Below are 13812 nucleotides of genomic sequence, written 5' to 3' on the forward strand. Positions count from 1 at the left end.
TGGCCCCAGCAGACCGCCCTTTCGGCCGACTGTCCACCGTCTTGACGGGGATATGGTCAAGATGAACAGACGACCGAACAATCGGTAGGGAGCCCCCACCACCCCGGAGGTGCCCCACATGACCGTTCTGGACCACAGGGATCAGGCCGACCCGGGCGTCGTGCCCGGCTGGCTGCCCGGCGCCACCGCGCCCCGCACCGACCCCGCCCCGCTGCTGCCCGACGACGAACCGCTGCGCGTTCTCGGCACCCCCGCCGCCGACAAGGCCGACCCGGCCCTGCTGCGCGAGCTGTACCGCCGGCTGGTCGCCGGCCGCCGCTACAACCAGCAGGCCACCACCCTCACCAAGCAGGGCCGGCTCGCCGTCTACCCGGCGTCCACCGGCCAGGAGGCCTGCCAGATAGCCGCCGCGCTCGCCCTGCGCGAGGACGACTGGCTGTTCCCCTCCTACCGCGACACCCTCGCCGTGGTCGCCCGCGGCGTCGACCCGCTGCAGGCGCTCACCCTGCTGCGCGGCAGCGCGCACACCGGCTACGACCCGCGCGCCACCCGCACCGCCCCGCTGTGCACCCCGCTGGCCACCCAGGTCCCGCACGCGGTCGGCCTCGCGCACGCCGCCCGGCTGGCCGGCGACGACACCGTGGCGCTGGCCATGCTCGGCGACGGCGGCACCAGCGAGGGCGACTTCCACGAGGGCCTGAACTTCGCCGCCGTGCTGCACGCCCCCGTGGTGTTCCTGGTGCAGAACAACGGCTACGCCATCTCCGTCCCGCTGACCAGGCAGTCCGCCGCGCCGACCCTCGCCCACAAGGCCGTCGGCTACGGCATGCCCGGCCGGCTGGTGGACGGCAACGACGCCGCCGCCGTCCACCAGGTGCTCACCGAGGCCGTCGACCGGGCCCGCAGCGGCGGCGGCCCGACCCTGGTCGAGGCGCTCACCTACCGCGTCGAGGCGCACACCAACGCCGACGACGCCACCCGCTACCGGCAGTCCGATGAGGTCACCGCCTGGCAGGCGCACGACCCGATCCGGATGCTGGAGGACGCCCTGCGCGAGCGCGGCCTGCTGGACGAGGAACTGGTCACCGAGGCCGGCGAGGAGGCCGAGGCGATGGCCGCCCGGATGCGCGCCGAGTTCCATACCGACCCCGACCTCGACCCGATGTCCCTGTTCGCGCACGTCTACGCCGAACCCACCCAGCAGCTGCGCGAACAGGCCGCGCAACTGGCCGCCGAGCTGGCCGCGGAGGCCGAGGTGCACACCCGATGACCACTGCCACCCGCGAACAGTCCGGACTGCGCACCGGCACCATGGCGCAGGCCCTGAACACCGCACTGCGCGACGCGATGCGCGCCGACGCGTCGGTGCACGTGCTCGGCGAGGACGTCGGCGCCCTCGGCGGCGTCTTCCGGATCACCGACGGCCTGACCGCCGAATTCGGCGCCGACCGCTGCCTGGACACCCCGCTGGCCGAGGCCGGCATCCTCGGTACCGCCGTCGGCATGGCCATGTACGGGCTGCGCCCCGTGGTGGAGATGCAGTTCGACGCCTTCGCCTACCCCGCGATGGAGCAACTGGTCTCGCACGTCGCCAAGATGCGCAACCGCACCGCCGGAAAGCTGCCGCTGCCGATCACCGTCCGCATCCCGTACGGCGGCGGCATCGGCGGCGTCGAGCACCACAGCGACGCCTCCGAGGCGTACTACGCGCACACCCCCGGCCTGCACGTGGTCACTCCCGCCACCGTCGCCGACGCGTACGGGCTGCTGCGGGAGGCGATCGCCTCCGACGACCCCGTGGTGTTCCTGGAGCCCAAGCGGCTGTACTGGGGCAAGGCCGAGTGGGACCCGGCGGCCGGCGTGGAGCCGATCGGCAAGGCCGTGCTGCGCCGGCCTGGGACCTCTGCTGTGCTGGTCACCTACGGTCCGTCGCTGCCGGTCTGCCTGGAGGCCGCCGAGGCGGCGAAGGCCGAGGGCTGGGACCTCGCGGTGCTGGACCTGCGCTCGCTGGTGCCGTTCGACGAGGCCACCGCCTGCGAGGTGGTGCGTTCGCTCGGCCGGGCCGTGGTGGTGCACGAGGCGAGCGGCTTCGGCGGGGCCGGGGCGGAGATCGCCGCCCGGCTGACCGAGAAGTGCTTCCACCACCTGGCGGCGCCGGTGCTGCGGGTCACCGGGTTCGACATCCCGTACCCGCCGCCGATGCTGGAGCACCACCACCTGCCCGGGGTGGACCGGATCCTGGACGCCGTCGCCCGGCTCCAATGGGAGGAGTGATGGCGATGCCGGTGGTCCGCGAGTTCACGCTGCCCGACCTCGGTGAGGGACTCACCGGGGCCGAGGTGGTGCGCTGGATGGTCGAGGTCGGCGAGGTGATCGCCGTCGACCAGCCGGTGGTGGAGGTGGAGACCGCCAAGGCGGTGGTCGAGGTGCCCTGCCCGTACGGCGGGGTGGTCACCGCCCGGTTCGGCGAGGTCGGGCAGGAGGTGCCGGTAGGCGCGCCGCTGGTCACGGTGGCCGTCGCCCCCGGGCACGTGCCCGAGGACGAGGAGCCCGCGCCCGAGGCGGAGCGCCCGCTGGTGGGCTACGGGGTGGCCGAGACCCGCCGGGCCGGCCGCCGCCGGGTCGCGCCGGGCGGCGGCGCCGTCGAGGCGCCCGCGCTGCCGGTCGCGCCGGTTGCCGTGGCCGCGCCCCCCGAGGCGAAGGCCCCCGCCGTGGCGGCGGCTCCCGCTGTGGCGGCGGCTCCCGCCGTGCTGGCGGTGATCTCGCCGCTGGTGCGCCGGATCGCCCGCGAGCACGGGCTCGACCTGACGAAGGTGCCCGGCAGCGGACCGGACGGGCTGATCACCCGGCGGGACGTCGAGCGGGCGATCGACGGGAGCGCGCCGGTTGCCGGGACGGTGGCGGTTCCACCTGGAACGGACGAGGACGAGCTGGTCCCGCTGCGCGGGCTGCGCCGCACCGTCGCCGAGAAGCTGACCCGCAGCCACCGGGAGATCCCGGCGGCGACCTGCTGGGTGGACGCGGACGCGACCGAACTGATGGCACTGCGAAGCCAGTTGAACCAGGTGCCGGGCCCGAAGGTGAGCGTGCTGGCGCTGCTGGCGCGGATCTGCCTGGCCGGTCTGGAACGCTTCCCGGAGCTCAACTCCAGCGTCGAGGGCGAGGCCGTCCGCCGGCACCGCGCCGTCCACCTGGGCTTCGCCGCGCAGGGGCAGCGCGGGCTGGTGGTGCCGGTGGTGCGGGACGCCCAACTGCTGGGCACCGAACGGCTGTCGGTCGAACTCGCCCGGCTCACCGAGGCGGCCCGTGACGGGTCGCTGGGCCCGGCCGAGCTGACCGGCGGGACGTTCACGCTGAACAACTACGGCGTGTTCGGGGTGGACGGCTCCACGCCGATCCTCAACCACCCGGAGGCGGCGATGCTCGGGGTGGGCCGGATCACGCCCAAACCCTGGGTGCACGAAGGCCAGTTGGCGGTCCGTCAGGTCACCCAGCTGTCGTTCACCTTCGACCACCGGGTCTGCGACGGGGGCACCGCGGGCGGGTTCCTGCGGTTCGTCGCGGACTGTGTGGAGCGCCCGGGGATGCTGCTGCGGGGCCTGTGAGCCCGCCCTGGGTGCGGCTGGTTCGTACCGGCCGCACCTGGGGCGCTCCGGCCGGGGGAAGGGTAGCGGGTGGACCCGTCGGATGTCCGGAATTTGCCGGATTCGACGGATCTGGTGCGCGGACGGTGACACTGTGCTGGCGGCGTCAGCAGACCGTCGACCGGAAGCGGAACGATTCCCTTGGCTACTCGTCAGCTCGAACTCGGCAGTAGGCCGCTCACCCCGGTGCCGGCCGTCCCGGCGAAGCCCACCTGGCCGCCGACGGTGCCCGCGCCGGCCGTGCCCGCGCCACCGGCGCCGGCCCGGCCCGCGCCCGTCGAGTCGCTGTTCGCGCCGGCCGCGCCGCTCAACTGGGTGGGCCCGGGCGACCGTTGGACCCGGGCGTGGGGCGTGCCGGCGGCCCGGCCGCAGCCGGTGGTGGCGGTGGAGCGGACGGCCGGGGCGGTCCGTCCGCCGGACCCGGCGGAGCTGGCGCTGGTCCGGGCGGTGCTGGCGGCGGTGCAGCCGGTCGCGGACCGGGCGATGGCGCACTTCCACGCGCTGGTGTTCCTGCGCCACCCGGAGCTGCGGGCGATGTTCCCGGCCGCCATGGACGAGCAGCGCGACCTGCTGTTCCGGGCGCTGCAGCAGTGCGCCCGGGACGCCGACGACCCGGCGGCGCTGCGCGGGTACCTCGTCCCGCTGGGGCGCCGGCACCGCACGTACGGTGCGCTGCCCGGGCATTACGCCGCGGCCGAGGAGTGCCTGGTGCAGGCGCTGGCCCGGTACGGCGGCGATGCCTGGGACGAGCGGGCCGAGGCGGCCTGGAGGCGGCTGCTGGCGCTGGTGTCGCGGCTGCTGGTCGAGGGGCTGGAGGAGCAGGCGCGGTCCGCCCCGCCGTGGTGGCAGGCCGAGGTGGTGGGGCAGCGGCAGGCGGCGGAGGACGTCGCGGTGCTGACGCTCCGGCCGGACCAGCCGTACCCGTTCCGGGCCGGGCAGTACGCGCCGGTGGAGACGCCGTGGTGGCCGCGGGTGTGGCGGCCGTACTCGTTCGGTTCGGTGCCGCGGGCGGACGGGCTGCTGACGCTGCACGTGCGGGCGGTGCCGGCGGGCTGGGTGAGCAACGCGCTGGTGCACCGGGCGCGGCCGGGCGACGTGCTGCGGCTGGGCCCGGCGGAGGGCGGCATGACGGTGGACCACGCCGCGGGGGAGAACCTGCTCTGCGTGGGCGGCGGCACCGGGATCGGGCCGATCGGCGCGCTGGTGGAGGAGGTCGCCGCGCACGGGGCGGCGGGCCGTCGGGTGGAGGTGTTCTACGGGGCGCGCCGGGAGTCCGGGCTGTACCGGCTCGCCGATCTGCGTCAACTCGCGTCGCAGCACAGCTGGTTGACGGTCCGCCCGGTGCTGTCGGAGGGGGACGGGCCGACCCTGCCGGAGGTGGTGGCCCAGCACGCCCCGTGGTCCGGCTACGCGGCGTACCTGAGCGGCCCGGCGGCGATGGTGCGCGGCGGGGCGGCGGCGCTGCGGCGCTGCGGGCTGCCGGCCGGGGCCGTCCGGCACGACCCGGTGGGGGAGCCGGCCTGAGCGTCAGCCGAGGTCGTCGGCGAGCAGGGCGCGGACGCCCTCGATGTTGGCGGCGAGGTAGGCGCGCAGGCTGGGAGGGACCACGTTGACCGAGGTGACGCCCTCGCGGGTGAACGGCACCCGGACGATCTCGTACTCGCCGTTGGGCTGCTCCACCTCGGGGCCGTGCCGGCGGGCCGGGTCGGAGTCGGTGAGCCGGCAGACGAAGAAGTGCTGCACCTTGACGCCGTGCGGGTGGGCGGGGGTGCCGTCGTCGTGGTGGGAGTGCGCGACGGTGTCGACGAAGGCGGGCACCACGTCGGTGATCTTCCCGCCGAGTTCCTCGTCCACCTCGCGGTGCAGGGCGGCGACCACCGTCGGGTCGCCGGGCTCGACGCCGCCGCCGGGGGTGATCCAGTACGGGTGCGGGGAGCCGGGGCGGACCCGGCGGATCAGCACCAGCGAGGCGGGCGCGTGCGGGGCGGCCGGATCGAACTCCAGCAGGATCGCGCGGGCGGTGCGCTTGACGACAGGACGGACCGGGCCCGACATGGCTGTTACCTCCGGGGCACGAGCGTTGTGCGGGAGTCTCCCGCACACCGGTGGCCGCGAAACTCGCAGACGGGACCGAATCGGTGGATTTCGTTCCACCCGGCCCGACCACCTCGCCCGGCACCGGCCCGCCGCGCTCGGCCCGGCCGCCGCCCCCGGCTGCCGCCCGGCCTGGTGGGGGCGAGGTTCCCGGCGTTCGTACGCTGACGGGCCGCCGCGTTGTTCACCATTTGAAAAAGCACGCCTTGTCCGCATCGCCGCCAAACCTGGACGATGAGGTCCGAACGGGGAATTGGGGACAGAGAACCGACAGCGAACCGACAGAAGCCCGACCCCACCGCTCGGCCCTCGGCGTACCGGGCGGGCAGAACGAGAGGTACTGGCGCATGCACAGCACGGTCCAAGCCCACATGGCGATGCGCCTCGTGGTGTCGAGCGAGCTCTCCTTCCGGATCCTGGCCGACCTGGAGTACGACGGCGGCGACCCGTTCGCCGTCCGCTGCACCTTCCACCTGCCCGGCGACGAGCCGGTCACCTGGGTCTTCGCGCGCGAACTGCTGGTCGACGGGCTCAGCCGGGCCAGCGGCGAGGGCGACGTCCACATCCACCCCGTCGGCGAGGACCTCGCCGAGGCCGCCGTGGTGCTGCGCTCCCCCAAAGGCGACGCCCGGATGCGCGCCGATGCCGCGCCCCTGCTGGCCTTCCTCGCCCGCACCGACCTGGTGGTGCCGATCGGCCAGGAGACGGCCGGCGGCGACCTCGACCAGGAGCTCACCAGCATCCTGTCCACCACCGGGCACGAGAACGCGGGCTGAGTGCTCTCAGCGGAGCTGAGACCGCGGCGCAGTAAGGGAGTTGAGCCCGCAGCGCGGTTTGTGATCATGCTTTGAGATGACCGGCCGTCGGACAGCAACGGGGCGCTGTCCGGTGGCCGGTCAGCCGCTCTTCCGCGGCGAGCTCAGTCGTCGTCGCCGAAGGCCAGGTGCAGGCCCCAGGAGACCAGGCTGATGATCAGCGAGCCGAGCAGCGCCGCCCAGAAGCCCTTCACGTGGAAGTCCAGGTGCAGCTGGTCCGACGCCCAGGACGTCAGCCAGAGCATCAGGGCGTTGATCACGAAGGTGACCAGGCCCAGCGTGAGGATGAACAGCGGCAGCGAGAACAGCTTCACCAGCGGCTTGATCGCGAAGTTCACCACACCGAAGATCAGCGCCACCGCGAGCACGGTGACCGTCTTGTGCTGCCAGTCGCCCCCCGCGAGCGTGATCCCGTTGACGATCCAGGCGGCAATCCAGATCGCCACCGCGTTGATGAGCGTTTTGATCACGAAATTCTTCATGCTGCGGATGGTGACAGCCCGCCCGGCCGGGCGGAAGCTCTCCCGAACAACCGTGATGTGGAGTGTTGTTGAATGGGCCCGGACCGAGAGGGGGCCGTGGCCCGATGAAACTGTTCCGGCTGGACGAACTCGACGCCGAACGCGCTGCCAATGACGGCGCGTACCTGCGCTTCCTGAAGCAGCCCACGATGTCCGCCGGGCTGTACGCGCTCTCCCCCGGCGACACCGACCCGCAGACCCCGCACGCCCAGGACGAGATCTACCTGGTGGTCAGCGGCCGGGCCGAGTTGACCGTCGGCCGGGAGACCGCCACCGTCGCCCGCGGCAGCGTGGTGTTCGTCCCCGCCGGGACGGAACACCGCTTCCACCACATCACCGAGGAACTGCGGGTGCTCGTGGTGTTCTCCCCGCCGGAGGACTGACCGTGGCCACCCGCACATCATGAGGAGCAGCCTGTGAAACTCACCGACGAACTGTGGACGGCCATCGAGCCGATCTACGGCCGCATCCTCGACCACCCGTTCCTGGCCGGCCTGACCGACGGCACCCTGCCGCGCGCCGCGTTCCGCCACTTCGTCGTCCAGGACTCGCACTACCTGCGCGACTACGCCCGGGCACTCGCGGTGTGCGCCGCCAAGGCCCCCGGCGAGGACGAGGTGCTGGCCTTCGCCAACGACGCGGTCGGCGCCATCGCCGCCGAACAGGAGATGCACGCCGACTTCCTGCACGCCTTCGGCGAGGACGGCGCCGCCGCTGCCGCCGAACCCGTGCTCCCCACCACCCGCGCCTACACCAGCTACCTGCTCGCCACCGTCTACGGCGGCTCCTTCGCGGAGGCGCTCGGCGCGGTGCTGCCCTGCTACTGGATCTACGCCCGGGTCGGCGAGGAACTGCTGCGCCGCTCCTCCCCCGAACCGCTGTACGCCAAGTGGATCGCCGCCTACGGCGGGGAGGAGTTCCAGGCCGTGGTGCGCCGCGTCCTGGACCTCACCGACCGGATCGGCGAGGACCTCTCAGCGGCCGAACGGCGGCGCGTGGTCGAGCATTTCACCACCACCTCGCGGTACGAGTGGATGTTCTGGGACGCCGCCTGGCAGGGCGAGACCTGGCCGGTGTGACCCACTCGGTCTCCGGGCCCTGAGGGTTCTCCCGGGGCCCGCGTCAGGGGTCGATCTCCGGGTTCTCTCCGGGCCCGGAAGCCTCGTTTCGGCCTTCCGGGCGGCCTACGATCGAAGTGTCGAGATCGAGGGAGCGGGAACGCAGCCGGAACTACCGGCACCGACCCCGAGGGGAGAAGGTACGGACATGGCCGAGTTCTGGAAGTCGCTGCCCTCGTGGGTGCGCAACGTCGTCGTCCCGATCATCCTGCTGGTGATCGCCTGGAAGGTCTTCTGGACCATCGTGGGCACCGTGCTGGGAATCATCGGCTTCGCGGTCAACGTCCTGGTGCTGGTCGGCATCGCCGCGGCAGTGGTGATCCTGATCAAGAAGGCCGCAAGGAACTAGCACTGTCCGCCCAGTAGTTGGGCGAGATGGTGACCGAGGTCCCGGTCCGGGGTGAACCCCTGGAGCCGGGACTTCGTGGTGTCCAGCACCACCGGCCGGGCCAGCTGGTCCAGCGCGTACCCGGTCACGCCTTCGCGCCGGCCGATCGCCAACTGGGCGATGCGGTACGGGACATGGAGCAGCCGGGCGTTCCTGCCGTGGGCCGCCAGCACCCGGCGCAGCGCCTCGTCCCGCCGGTACGGGGCGGCGTCGGTGATGTTGTACGCGCCGGGCGGCCAGCCGAACGCCGCCAGGCAGGCCGCGGCCAGGTTCTCCACCGCCGTCAGGCTGAGCGGCACGTCCTTGCCGGGCAGCGCGAGCACGCCGCCGCGCACCGACGCCAGCAGTCGGGGCACCAGGTGCGGGTCCCCGGGCCCGTACACCGCGCGCGGGCGCAGCACCACCGCGCCTGCGGCGAGGGCGAGTTGGTCCGCCTCGGCCTTCGTCCGGCCGTACGCGTTCAGGTGGCCGCCGGTGGTCGGGTGCTGCTCGGTCACCGACGTCCGGTCCGGGCGCGGGTCGTAGACGCTGGCGCTGCTGACGAACACGAACGGGCGGCCGCCGGCCGCCGCCAGCAGGCGGGCCGTCGCCTCGACGTTGACGGTGCGCTGGAGCCGCTCCTGCGGGGAGCCCGGAGGGTGGTCGCCGACGGCGGCCGCGCAGTGGATCACCGCGTCGGCGCCGGACAGGTCGGGAACGTCGGCGGCGGTGGCGTCCCAGGGCAGGTGGGTGCCGTGCCGGGCCGGACGGCGGCCGAGGGCCAGCACCCGGTGGCCGCGGGCGGTGGCGAGGGCGGCCAGGTGGGCGCCGCAGAAGCCGGTGGCGCCGGTCAGGGCGAGGGTCATCGGGGGCACGGGGCGGCTCCGGGCGGGGTCAGCTGGGTCGGCGGGCCGGGATCGCTCCCAGCAGGCAGCTGCGGTAGGACGGCAGGGCGCTGCGGGAGTGTGCGGTGGTGCGCAGGACGCGGGGGCGGTGCGGAGTCAACACGGCGAGCAGGTCGGCGAGTTGGGCGCGGGCCAGGGTGGCGCCCGGGCAGGCGTGGCGGCCCAGGCCGAACGGGGCCTGGGCGGCGAGCGCGGGGTCGCCGGTGGGGGTGTCGCGGTGGGCTTCGGCGGCATGCCGGGCGACCAGCAGCAGGCGGTCGCCCCGGCGGACGGGGTGGCCGAGGACGGTGGCGTCGGCGGCGGCCGCCCGGGGCAGGACGGGGGAGGCGGCGGTCAGCCGGAGCAGTTCGGCGGCCAGCGCCGGGGCGTCGGCGACGGCCTGCTCCCACCGGTCGGCGCGGGCGCACCAGGCGGCGGCGCGGGGCAGCGCGGCCAGTGTGGTGTTGACGGCGGCGACCGCGAGCATCGCGTCCCGGGGGTCGGGCAGCAGCGCGGTCAGCTGCCCGGCGGCCCGGCGGGCCCGGCGTTCGGCGCCCGGGCGGGGCAGCAGCGTGGGCAGGTGGGTGCGGGCGGTGGTGGCGGCGGCCCGTTCGGCGGCGGCGGCCAGCGCGAGCGGGTCGGCGGTGCTGCCGGTGAGGGCGACGGCGGTGGCGCCGGCCAGCCGGCGGACCACCGGGACCAGGTCGACCGGTCCGGCGGCCAGCTCGGCCTCGAGCCCGGCCAGTACGGTCTGCCAGTGCGGGCGCAGCGCGGCGATCCCGTCGGAGCCCAGCAGGGAGGCCAACTCGCGCCGGGAGCCCCGGTGTTCGGGGCCGCTCTGGTCGAACAGCAGGCCGCCGCCGGTGAGCCGGGCCGCGGTGCCGCCGGTGGTGTGTTCGGCGGTGCGGTCCAGCGGCACCCGGGTGAGGATCTCCCGGTAGGCCTCCGGGTGGTGGACCAGCACCGTCCGGCCCAGCCGCAGCACGGGGCGGCGTCGGGTGGCCGCGAGCAGCGCGAACAGCACGGGGTGGCTGCGCAGGTAGACCGTGCGGTCGGCGGCGCGGGCGGTCAATCGGTGTGGTCGCCTCAACGTGCCCGCCCCGCCCGCCCGTTGGCCAGCCGCGAGGCGCAGTAGCGGGCGGCGGCCGCCCGGTCGGGCTTGCGGGAGCGGCCGGTGAGGGGGACGGCGCCGAGCAGCAGGGCGTCGGGGCGGGCGGAGCCCATCCGGGCCAGGGGGTCGCGCAGGGCGGTGCGCAGGCGGTGCGGGTCGGCGCCGGGGCGGGGCTGGACGAGGGCGATCAGGCGTTCGTCGCCGTCGGGGTCGGGAATGCCGACGAGCACGGCGAGTTCGACGTCCGGGAGGTGCAGCGAGGGCTCGTACAGGCCGGGGTAGATGTTCTCGGCGCGGCGCAGCACCATGTCCTTGAGCCGTCCGGCCAGCACGATTTGGCCGCGCGGATCGAGCGTCGCGCGGTCGCCGGTGCGCACCCACGGGTCGGGGTCCTCGCCGAGGTAGCGGTCGCGGGCGGCGGGGGCGGCGAGCAGCAGTTCGCCGTCGTCGGCGAGCCGGGTGCGGACGCCTGGGAGGGGGTGGCCGAGGAGGTCGCCGGGGCCGTGGTGGGCGCGCTTGTCGCTCTCCTCGACGGCTGCCGCGGGGAAGAGTTCGGTGAGCGCGTACACGCCCCAGGCCTCGGTGGCGCCCGCGTTCTTGGCGCGGCGCAGCAGGGCGGCGTCGGCGGGGGCGGAGCCGGTCCAGATGCGGCCGGTGAGGTGGGTGAGGGGTCGCAGCTGCGGGGGCGTCAGGTAGGTCTCGTCGGGGGCGAGGCGGTCGATCTGGCGTTGCAGAACGCGACTTCGGCGAGCGGGGAGGGCGACGGTGGCGCCCGCGGTGAGGGCGGGGATCAGGACGAAGGTGGTGCCGCCGAGCACGGTGCGGCCGGGGCGGGGGCGGACGAGGGCGTCGACGGCGCGCATCCCGGCGTCGAGTGAGGCCCGGGTGTGGACGACGGCGCGCGGGGCGGAGGTGGTGCCGGAGGTGAACACGATCACCGCGTCGCCGTCCCCGTCGTACGGGGCCGGGGGCGGCCCTGGGTGGTCGCCGAGGGCGCGGGCGCAGCCCGGGTGGCGGGGGCCGACGGTGGCCACGGGGGCGAGGGCGTGCAGCGGCGGCAGCTCCAGCCGGGCGCGGCGGGCCAGCGGCCGGGCCCAGCCGGCGACGGCCTGCGCGGCGGCGTCGGCCAGGATCAGCGCGGGCGGGGCGAGCGCGAGCCGGGATCGCAGTACGTCCGGCCCGGCGCCCGGGTCGAGGACGGCGACCCGCAGTCCGAGGCGGTGCGCGGCGAGCAGCACGGCCAGCCCGCGCGGCCCCGGGCGGACGGCGACTCCGAGGGTGTCGCCCGGCCGCAGTCCGTGCCGGTGGTGCAGGGCGGCGGCCAACTGACCGGTCGCGTCGGCCAGTTCGGTGCCGCGGGCGAGGACGCGCGGGGCGCCGCCGCGGGTCGTGCCGAGCAGGACCGGGCGGGAGCCGGCGTCGCGCAGGGTGCGGTCGAGCTGGTCGAGCATCGGAACTCCTTCGGCGGTGGGGGTCAGCGGACGTCGACCGAGCGGTGTCCGGCGCCGCGTTCGAGGTACCAGCGGGCGGTGCCGCGCAGGCCGTAGGCGCGGATCCGGCGGGTGGAGTTCTGCACCACCATGTCGGGGCGGTGCACGATCGCGGTACTGACCCGGCGGACCTGGTTGATGAAGGCGCGGTCGGTGGGGGACGGGCGCCGGGGCATGCCGCCGGACTCGAGGTAGAGCCCGGCGGTGATGGCCATGTTGTTGCCGGCGTGCATCCGGTACGGCGTCAGGTACCCGTGCCGGCGGCGGTGCGCGGGGCGGATCCGGCCGAAGAGCGCGCCGAGCGCGACCAGGACGCGGAACACGGTGCGCCCCACCGGGCCGTGCTCGTCGCGGCGGGCGGTGACCTTGCCGCAGACCAGGCCGCCGCAGCCGAGCATCCCGGCCCGGGCGGCCGCCGTCCAGCCGGGTTCGGGCAGGCAGTCGGCGTCGGTGCGGGCCAGCAGGGTGGCGCCGTGGTCGATGGCGTACCGGAAGCCGGTGTCGACCGCGTAGCCCACGCCCTTGGCCGGTTCGACCAACAGCCTTACCGGGAACGGGGCTTGATCGGCGAACGCCCGCACCTGCGCGCAGGTGTCGTCGGTGGAGCCGTTGTCGACCACCAGCAGGGTGAAGTCCAGGTCGCGCTGGCCGGCCAGGGCGCGCAGGGTGCCGCCGATCCTGGCCGCCTCCTGGTAGGCGGGGACGAGCACCCAGAGCGCCGTCACGACTTCTCCCAGACCATCGTCATCAGGCTGACCCCGCCGCCCAGGCCGACCATCAGGACCCGCTCACCAGGCTCCAACTCGCTGATTGTCCGGTCGAGTTGGACGCCGATGGTGGCCGAGGCCAGGTTGCCGAGCTCGGGCACGGTGACCACCAGCTTGTCGGCGGGCACCCCCGTCAGCTCCACGAACCGCTCCAGGTACGGCAGCGTGACCTGGTGCACCAGCACCCGGGCGTAGGCGTCCCAGCCGAAGCCGGTGCGGGTCGCCACCCGGGTCAGGATGTCCGCCCCGATCCGCTCGAAAACCCCGCGCAACTCCTTGCCGCCGCCCCGGAAGTAGCTCCACTCGTCGCCGCGCGGGTGCCGCGAGCCGCCGCCCGGGATGCCGCCGACCTCCCAGTGCTCGGACGCCGTCTCGGTCTCGATGTCGAGGATGCCGCCGCGCTCCACCCGCTCCACCACCACGGCCGCCCCGCCGTCGCCGAAGGTGTAGCCCGCGAAGCCGTCGCGGAACTCCGCCAGACCGGACGGGTCGCGGCGCATCGCCCGGCTCGGCGTCTCCCCCGTCACCACCAGCGCCCGGCGGGCCCGGCCGGCCAGGATCATCGCGCGGGCGGTGTCGATGCCGTTCAGGAAGCTGTTGCAGGCGTTGGAGACGTCCAACGCGTGGGCGCGGGAGCCGAGTTCGGCCTGCACCAGGTGCGCGGTGGCGGGCTCGCAGACGTCCCGCGAGGCGGACGCGAACAGCAGCAGGTCGACGTCCCCGGGCCCGATCCCGCGCGCCGCGAGCGCCCGGCGGGCCGCGCCCAGCCCGAGCGTGGAGGCGTACTCGTCGTCGCGCGCGAAGTGCCGGGTGCGGATGCCGGTCGCCTTCTCGAACATGCCGTCGGGCAGCGGCAGCCCGGCGCCGGCGGCCACCTCGCCCTGCAACTGCCGTGAGGTGACGGTCTGTTGGGGCAGGTACGAGCCGGTCGCGGTGATGCCGATACGAGGCAGGAGGTCCATGGCTCGATGCTGGCGCGGGCCCGGCGCGCGGGCGTGAGT

At 74.8% G+C, this 13812-nt stretch carries 15 protein-coding genes; 8 read left to right on the forward strand and 7 right to left on the reverse strand.

What is annotated here, in order from left to right:
* Positions 1 to 118 precede the first annotated feature (118 nt).
* From pdhA to ACGFWJ_RS24265, 4 genes are all read left to right on the forward strand, one after another.
* Positions 119 to 1270 carry a pyruvate dehydrogenase (acetyl-transferring) E1 component subunit alpha gene (gene pdhA / locus ACGFWJ_RS24250; protein WP_392953050.1) on the forward strand — a complete coding sequence of 384 codons (1152 nt, stop codon included), beginning with the start codon at positions 119 to 121 and terminating at the stop codon, positions 1268 to 1270.
* A complete protein-coding gene (locus tag ACGFWJ_RS24255) occupies positions 1267 to 2274 on the forward strand; it encodes an alpha-ketoacid dehydrogenase subunit beta (protein ID WP_387640150.1) in 1008 nt (335 codons plus the stop codon). Before pdhA ends, ACGFWJ_RS24255 begins: the two co-directional genes overlap by 4 nt.
* A gap of 5 nt (positions 2275 to 2279) precedes the next feature.
* Positions 2280 to 3605: a dihydrolipoamide acetyltransferase family protein gene (locus ACGFWJ_RS24260; RefSeq protein ID WP_392953307.1), complete on the forward strand. Its 1326-nt coding sequence runs from the start codon at positions 2280 to 2282 to the stop codon at positions 3603 to 3605.
* A gap of 180 nt (positions 3606 to 3785) precedes the next feature.
* Positions 3786 to 5168 (forward strand): globin domain-containing protein, encoded by a 1383-nt coding sequence (locus ACGFWJ_RS24265; RefSeq protein WP_392953054.1) that lies wholly within the window; start codon positions 3786 to 3788, stop codon positions 5166 to 5168.
* A 3-nt stretch (positions 5169 to 5171) separates the two neighbouring features.
* On the opposite strand, the gene ACGFWJ_RS24270 is transcribed toward ACGFWJ_RS24265, so the two are convergent.
* Positions 5172 to 5699 (reverse strand): NUDIX domain-containing protein, encoded by a 528-nt coding sequence (locus ACGFWJ_RS24270; protein WP_392953057.1) that lies wholly within the window; start codon positions 5697 to 5699, stop codon positions 5172 to 5174.
* Between the two features lie 386 nt (positions 5700 to 6085).
* On the opposite strand from ACGFWJ_RS24270, the gene ACGFWJ_RS24275 reads away from it, so the two are divergent.
* A complete protein-coding gene (locus ACGFWJ_RS24275; RefSeq protein WP_392953060.1) occupies positions 6086 to 6514 on the forward strand; it encodes an SsgA family sporulation/cell division regulator in 429 nt (142 codons plus the stop codon).
* Positions 6515 to 6657: 143 nt separating this feature from the next.
* On the opposite strand, the gene ACGFWJ_RS24280 is transcribed toward ACGFWJ_RS24275, so the two are convergent.
* Positions 6658 to 7035: a phage holin family protein gene (locus tag ACGFWJ_RS24280; protein ID WP_387640162.1), complete on the reverse strand. Its 378-nt coding sequence runs from the start codon at positions 7033 to 7035 to the stop codon at positions 6658 to 6660.
* A gap of 104 nt (positions 7036 to 7139) precedes the next feature.
* Here ACGFWJ_RS24280 and ACGFWJ_RS24285 point away from each other — a divergent pair, with 104 nt between their 5' ends.
* The 3 genes from ACGFWJ_RS24285 to ACGFWJ_RS24295 all read left to right on the forward strand — a co-directional run bounded on the left by ACGFWJ_RS24285 (position 7140) and on the right by ACGFWJ_RS24295 (position 8541).
* The gene (locus ACGFWJ_RS24285) at positions 7140 to 7457 is read left to right on the forward strand and encodes a cupin domain-containing protein (RefSeq protein WP_387640164.1); all 318 of its coding nucleotides are present in this window, start codon (positions 7140 to 7142) and stop codon (positions 7455 to 7457) included.
* Positions 7458 to 7490: 33 nt separating this feature from the next.
* Positions 7491 to 8153, forward strand: a complete 663-nt coding sequence (gene tenA / locus ACGFWJ_RS24290; RefSeq protein ID WP_387640167.1) for a thiaminase II — start codon at positions 7491 to 7493, stop codon at positions 8151 to 8153.
* Between the two features lie 187 nt (positions 8154 to 8340).
* Positions 8341 to 8541, forward strand: coding sequence for a hypothetical protein (locus ACGFWJ_RS24295; protein ID WP_392953065.1), 201 nt, complete (start codon positions 8341 to 8343; stop codon positions 8539 to 8541).
* Here ACGFWJ_RS24295 and ACGFWJ_RS24300 read toward each other — a convergent pair.
* The 5 genes from ACGFWJ_RS24300 to ACGFWJ_RS24320 are packed head-to-tail and all read right to left on the reverse strand — an operon-like array spanning position 8538 to position 13773.
* Complete coding sequence (locus ACGFWJ_RS24300; RefSeq protein WP_392953310.1) at positions 8538 to 9425, reverse strand: NAD-dependent epimerase/dehydratase family protein; 888 nt, start codon at positions 9423 to 9425, stop codon at positions 8538 to 8540. The genes ACGFWJ_RS24295 and ACGFWJ_RS24300 overlap by 4 nt on opposite strands.
* A 28-nt stretch (positions 9426 to 9453) precedes the next feature.
* Positions 9454 to 10515 carry a cytochrome P450 gene (locus ACGFWJ_RS24305; protein WP_392953067.1) on the reverse strand — a complete coding sequence of 354 codons (1062 nt, stop codon included), beginning with the start codon at positions 10513 to 10515 and terminating at the stop codon, positions 9454 to 9456.
* 14 nt (positions 10516 to 10529) lie between these two features.
* A complete protein-coding gene (locus tag ACGFWJ_RS24310; protein ID WP_392953070.1) occupies positions 10530 to 12005 on the reverse strand; it encodes a class I adenylate-forming enzyme family protein in 1476 nt (491 codons plus the stop codon).
* A gap of 23 nt (positions 12006 to 12028) precedes the next feature.
* Complete coding sequence (locus ACGFWJ_RS24315; RefSeq protein ID WP_392953073.1) at positions 12029 to 12769, reverse strand: glycosyltransferase family A protein; 741 nt, start codon at positions 12767 to 12769, stop codon at positions 12029 to 12031.
* Positions 12766 to 13773, reverse strand: a complete 1008-nt coding sequence (locus tag ACGFWJ_RS24320) for a 3-oxoacyl-ACP synthase III family protein (protein WP_392953076.1) — start codon at positions 13771 to 13773, stop codon at positions 12766 to 12768. The genes ACGFWJ_RS24315 and ACGFWJ_RS24320 overlap by 4 nt, the downstream gene beginning before the upstream one ends.
* Between the last annotated feature and the right edge of the window lie 39 nt (positions 13774 to 13812).

The sequence above is a fragment of the Kitasatospora sp. NPDC048407 genome (assembly GCF_043200475.1).
Classification (GTDB): Bacteria; Actinomycetota; Actinomycetes; order Streptomycetales; family Streptomycetaceae; genus Kitasatospora.

Bases quoted from the DNA above. Each gene is read 5' to 3' on its own strand.
- pdhA (WP_392953050.1), top strand. From the start codon at position 119: ATGACCGTTCTGGACCACAGGGATCAGGCCGACCCGGGCGTCGTGCCC.
- ACGFWJ_RS24255 (WP_387640150.1), top strand. From the start codon at position 1,267: ATGACCACTGCCACCCGCGAACAGTCCGGACTGCGCACCGGCACCATG.
- ACGFWJ_RS24260 (WP_392953307.1), top strand. From the start codon at position 2,280: ATGCCGGTGGTCCGCGAGTTCACGCTGCCCGACCTCGGTGAGGGACTC.
- ACGFWJ_RS24270 (WP_392953057.1), bottom strand. From the start codon at position 5,699: ATGTCGGGCCCGGTCCGTCCTGTCGTCAAGCGCACCGCCCGCGCGATC.
- ACGFWJ_RS24275 (WP_392953060.1), top strand. From the start codon at position 6,086: ATGCACAGCACGGTCCAAGCCCACATGGCGATGCGCCTCGTGGTGTCG.
- ACGFWJ_RS24280 (WP_387640162.1), bottom strand. From the start codon at position 7,035: ATGAAGAATTTCGTGATCAAAACGCTCATCAACGCGGTGGCGATCTGG.
- ACGFWJ_RS24285 (WP_387640164.1), top strand. From the start codon at position 7,140: ATGAAACTGTTCCGGCTGGACGAACTCGACGCCGAACGCGCTGCCAAT.
- ACGFWJ_RS24295 (WP_392953065.1), top strand. From the start codon at position 8,341: ATGGCCGAGTTCTGGAAGTCGCTGCCCTCGTGGGTGCGCAACGTCGTC.
- ACGFWJ_RS24300 (WP_392953310.1), bottom strand. From the start codon at position 9,425: ATGACCCTCGCCCTGACCGGCGCCACCGGCTTCTGCGGCGCCCACCTG.
- ACGFWJ_RS24310 (WP_392953070.1), bottom strand. From the start codon at position 12,005: ATGCTCGACCAGCTCGACCGCACCCTGCGCGACGCCGGCTCCCGCCCG.
- ACGFWJ_RS24320 (WP_392953076.1), bottom strand. From the start codon at position 13,773: ATGGACCTCCTGCCTCGTATCGGCATCACCGCGACCGGCTCGTACCTG.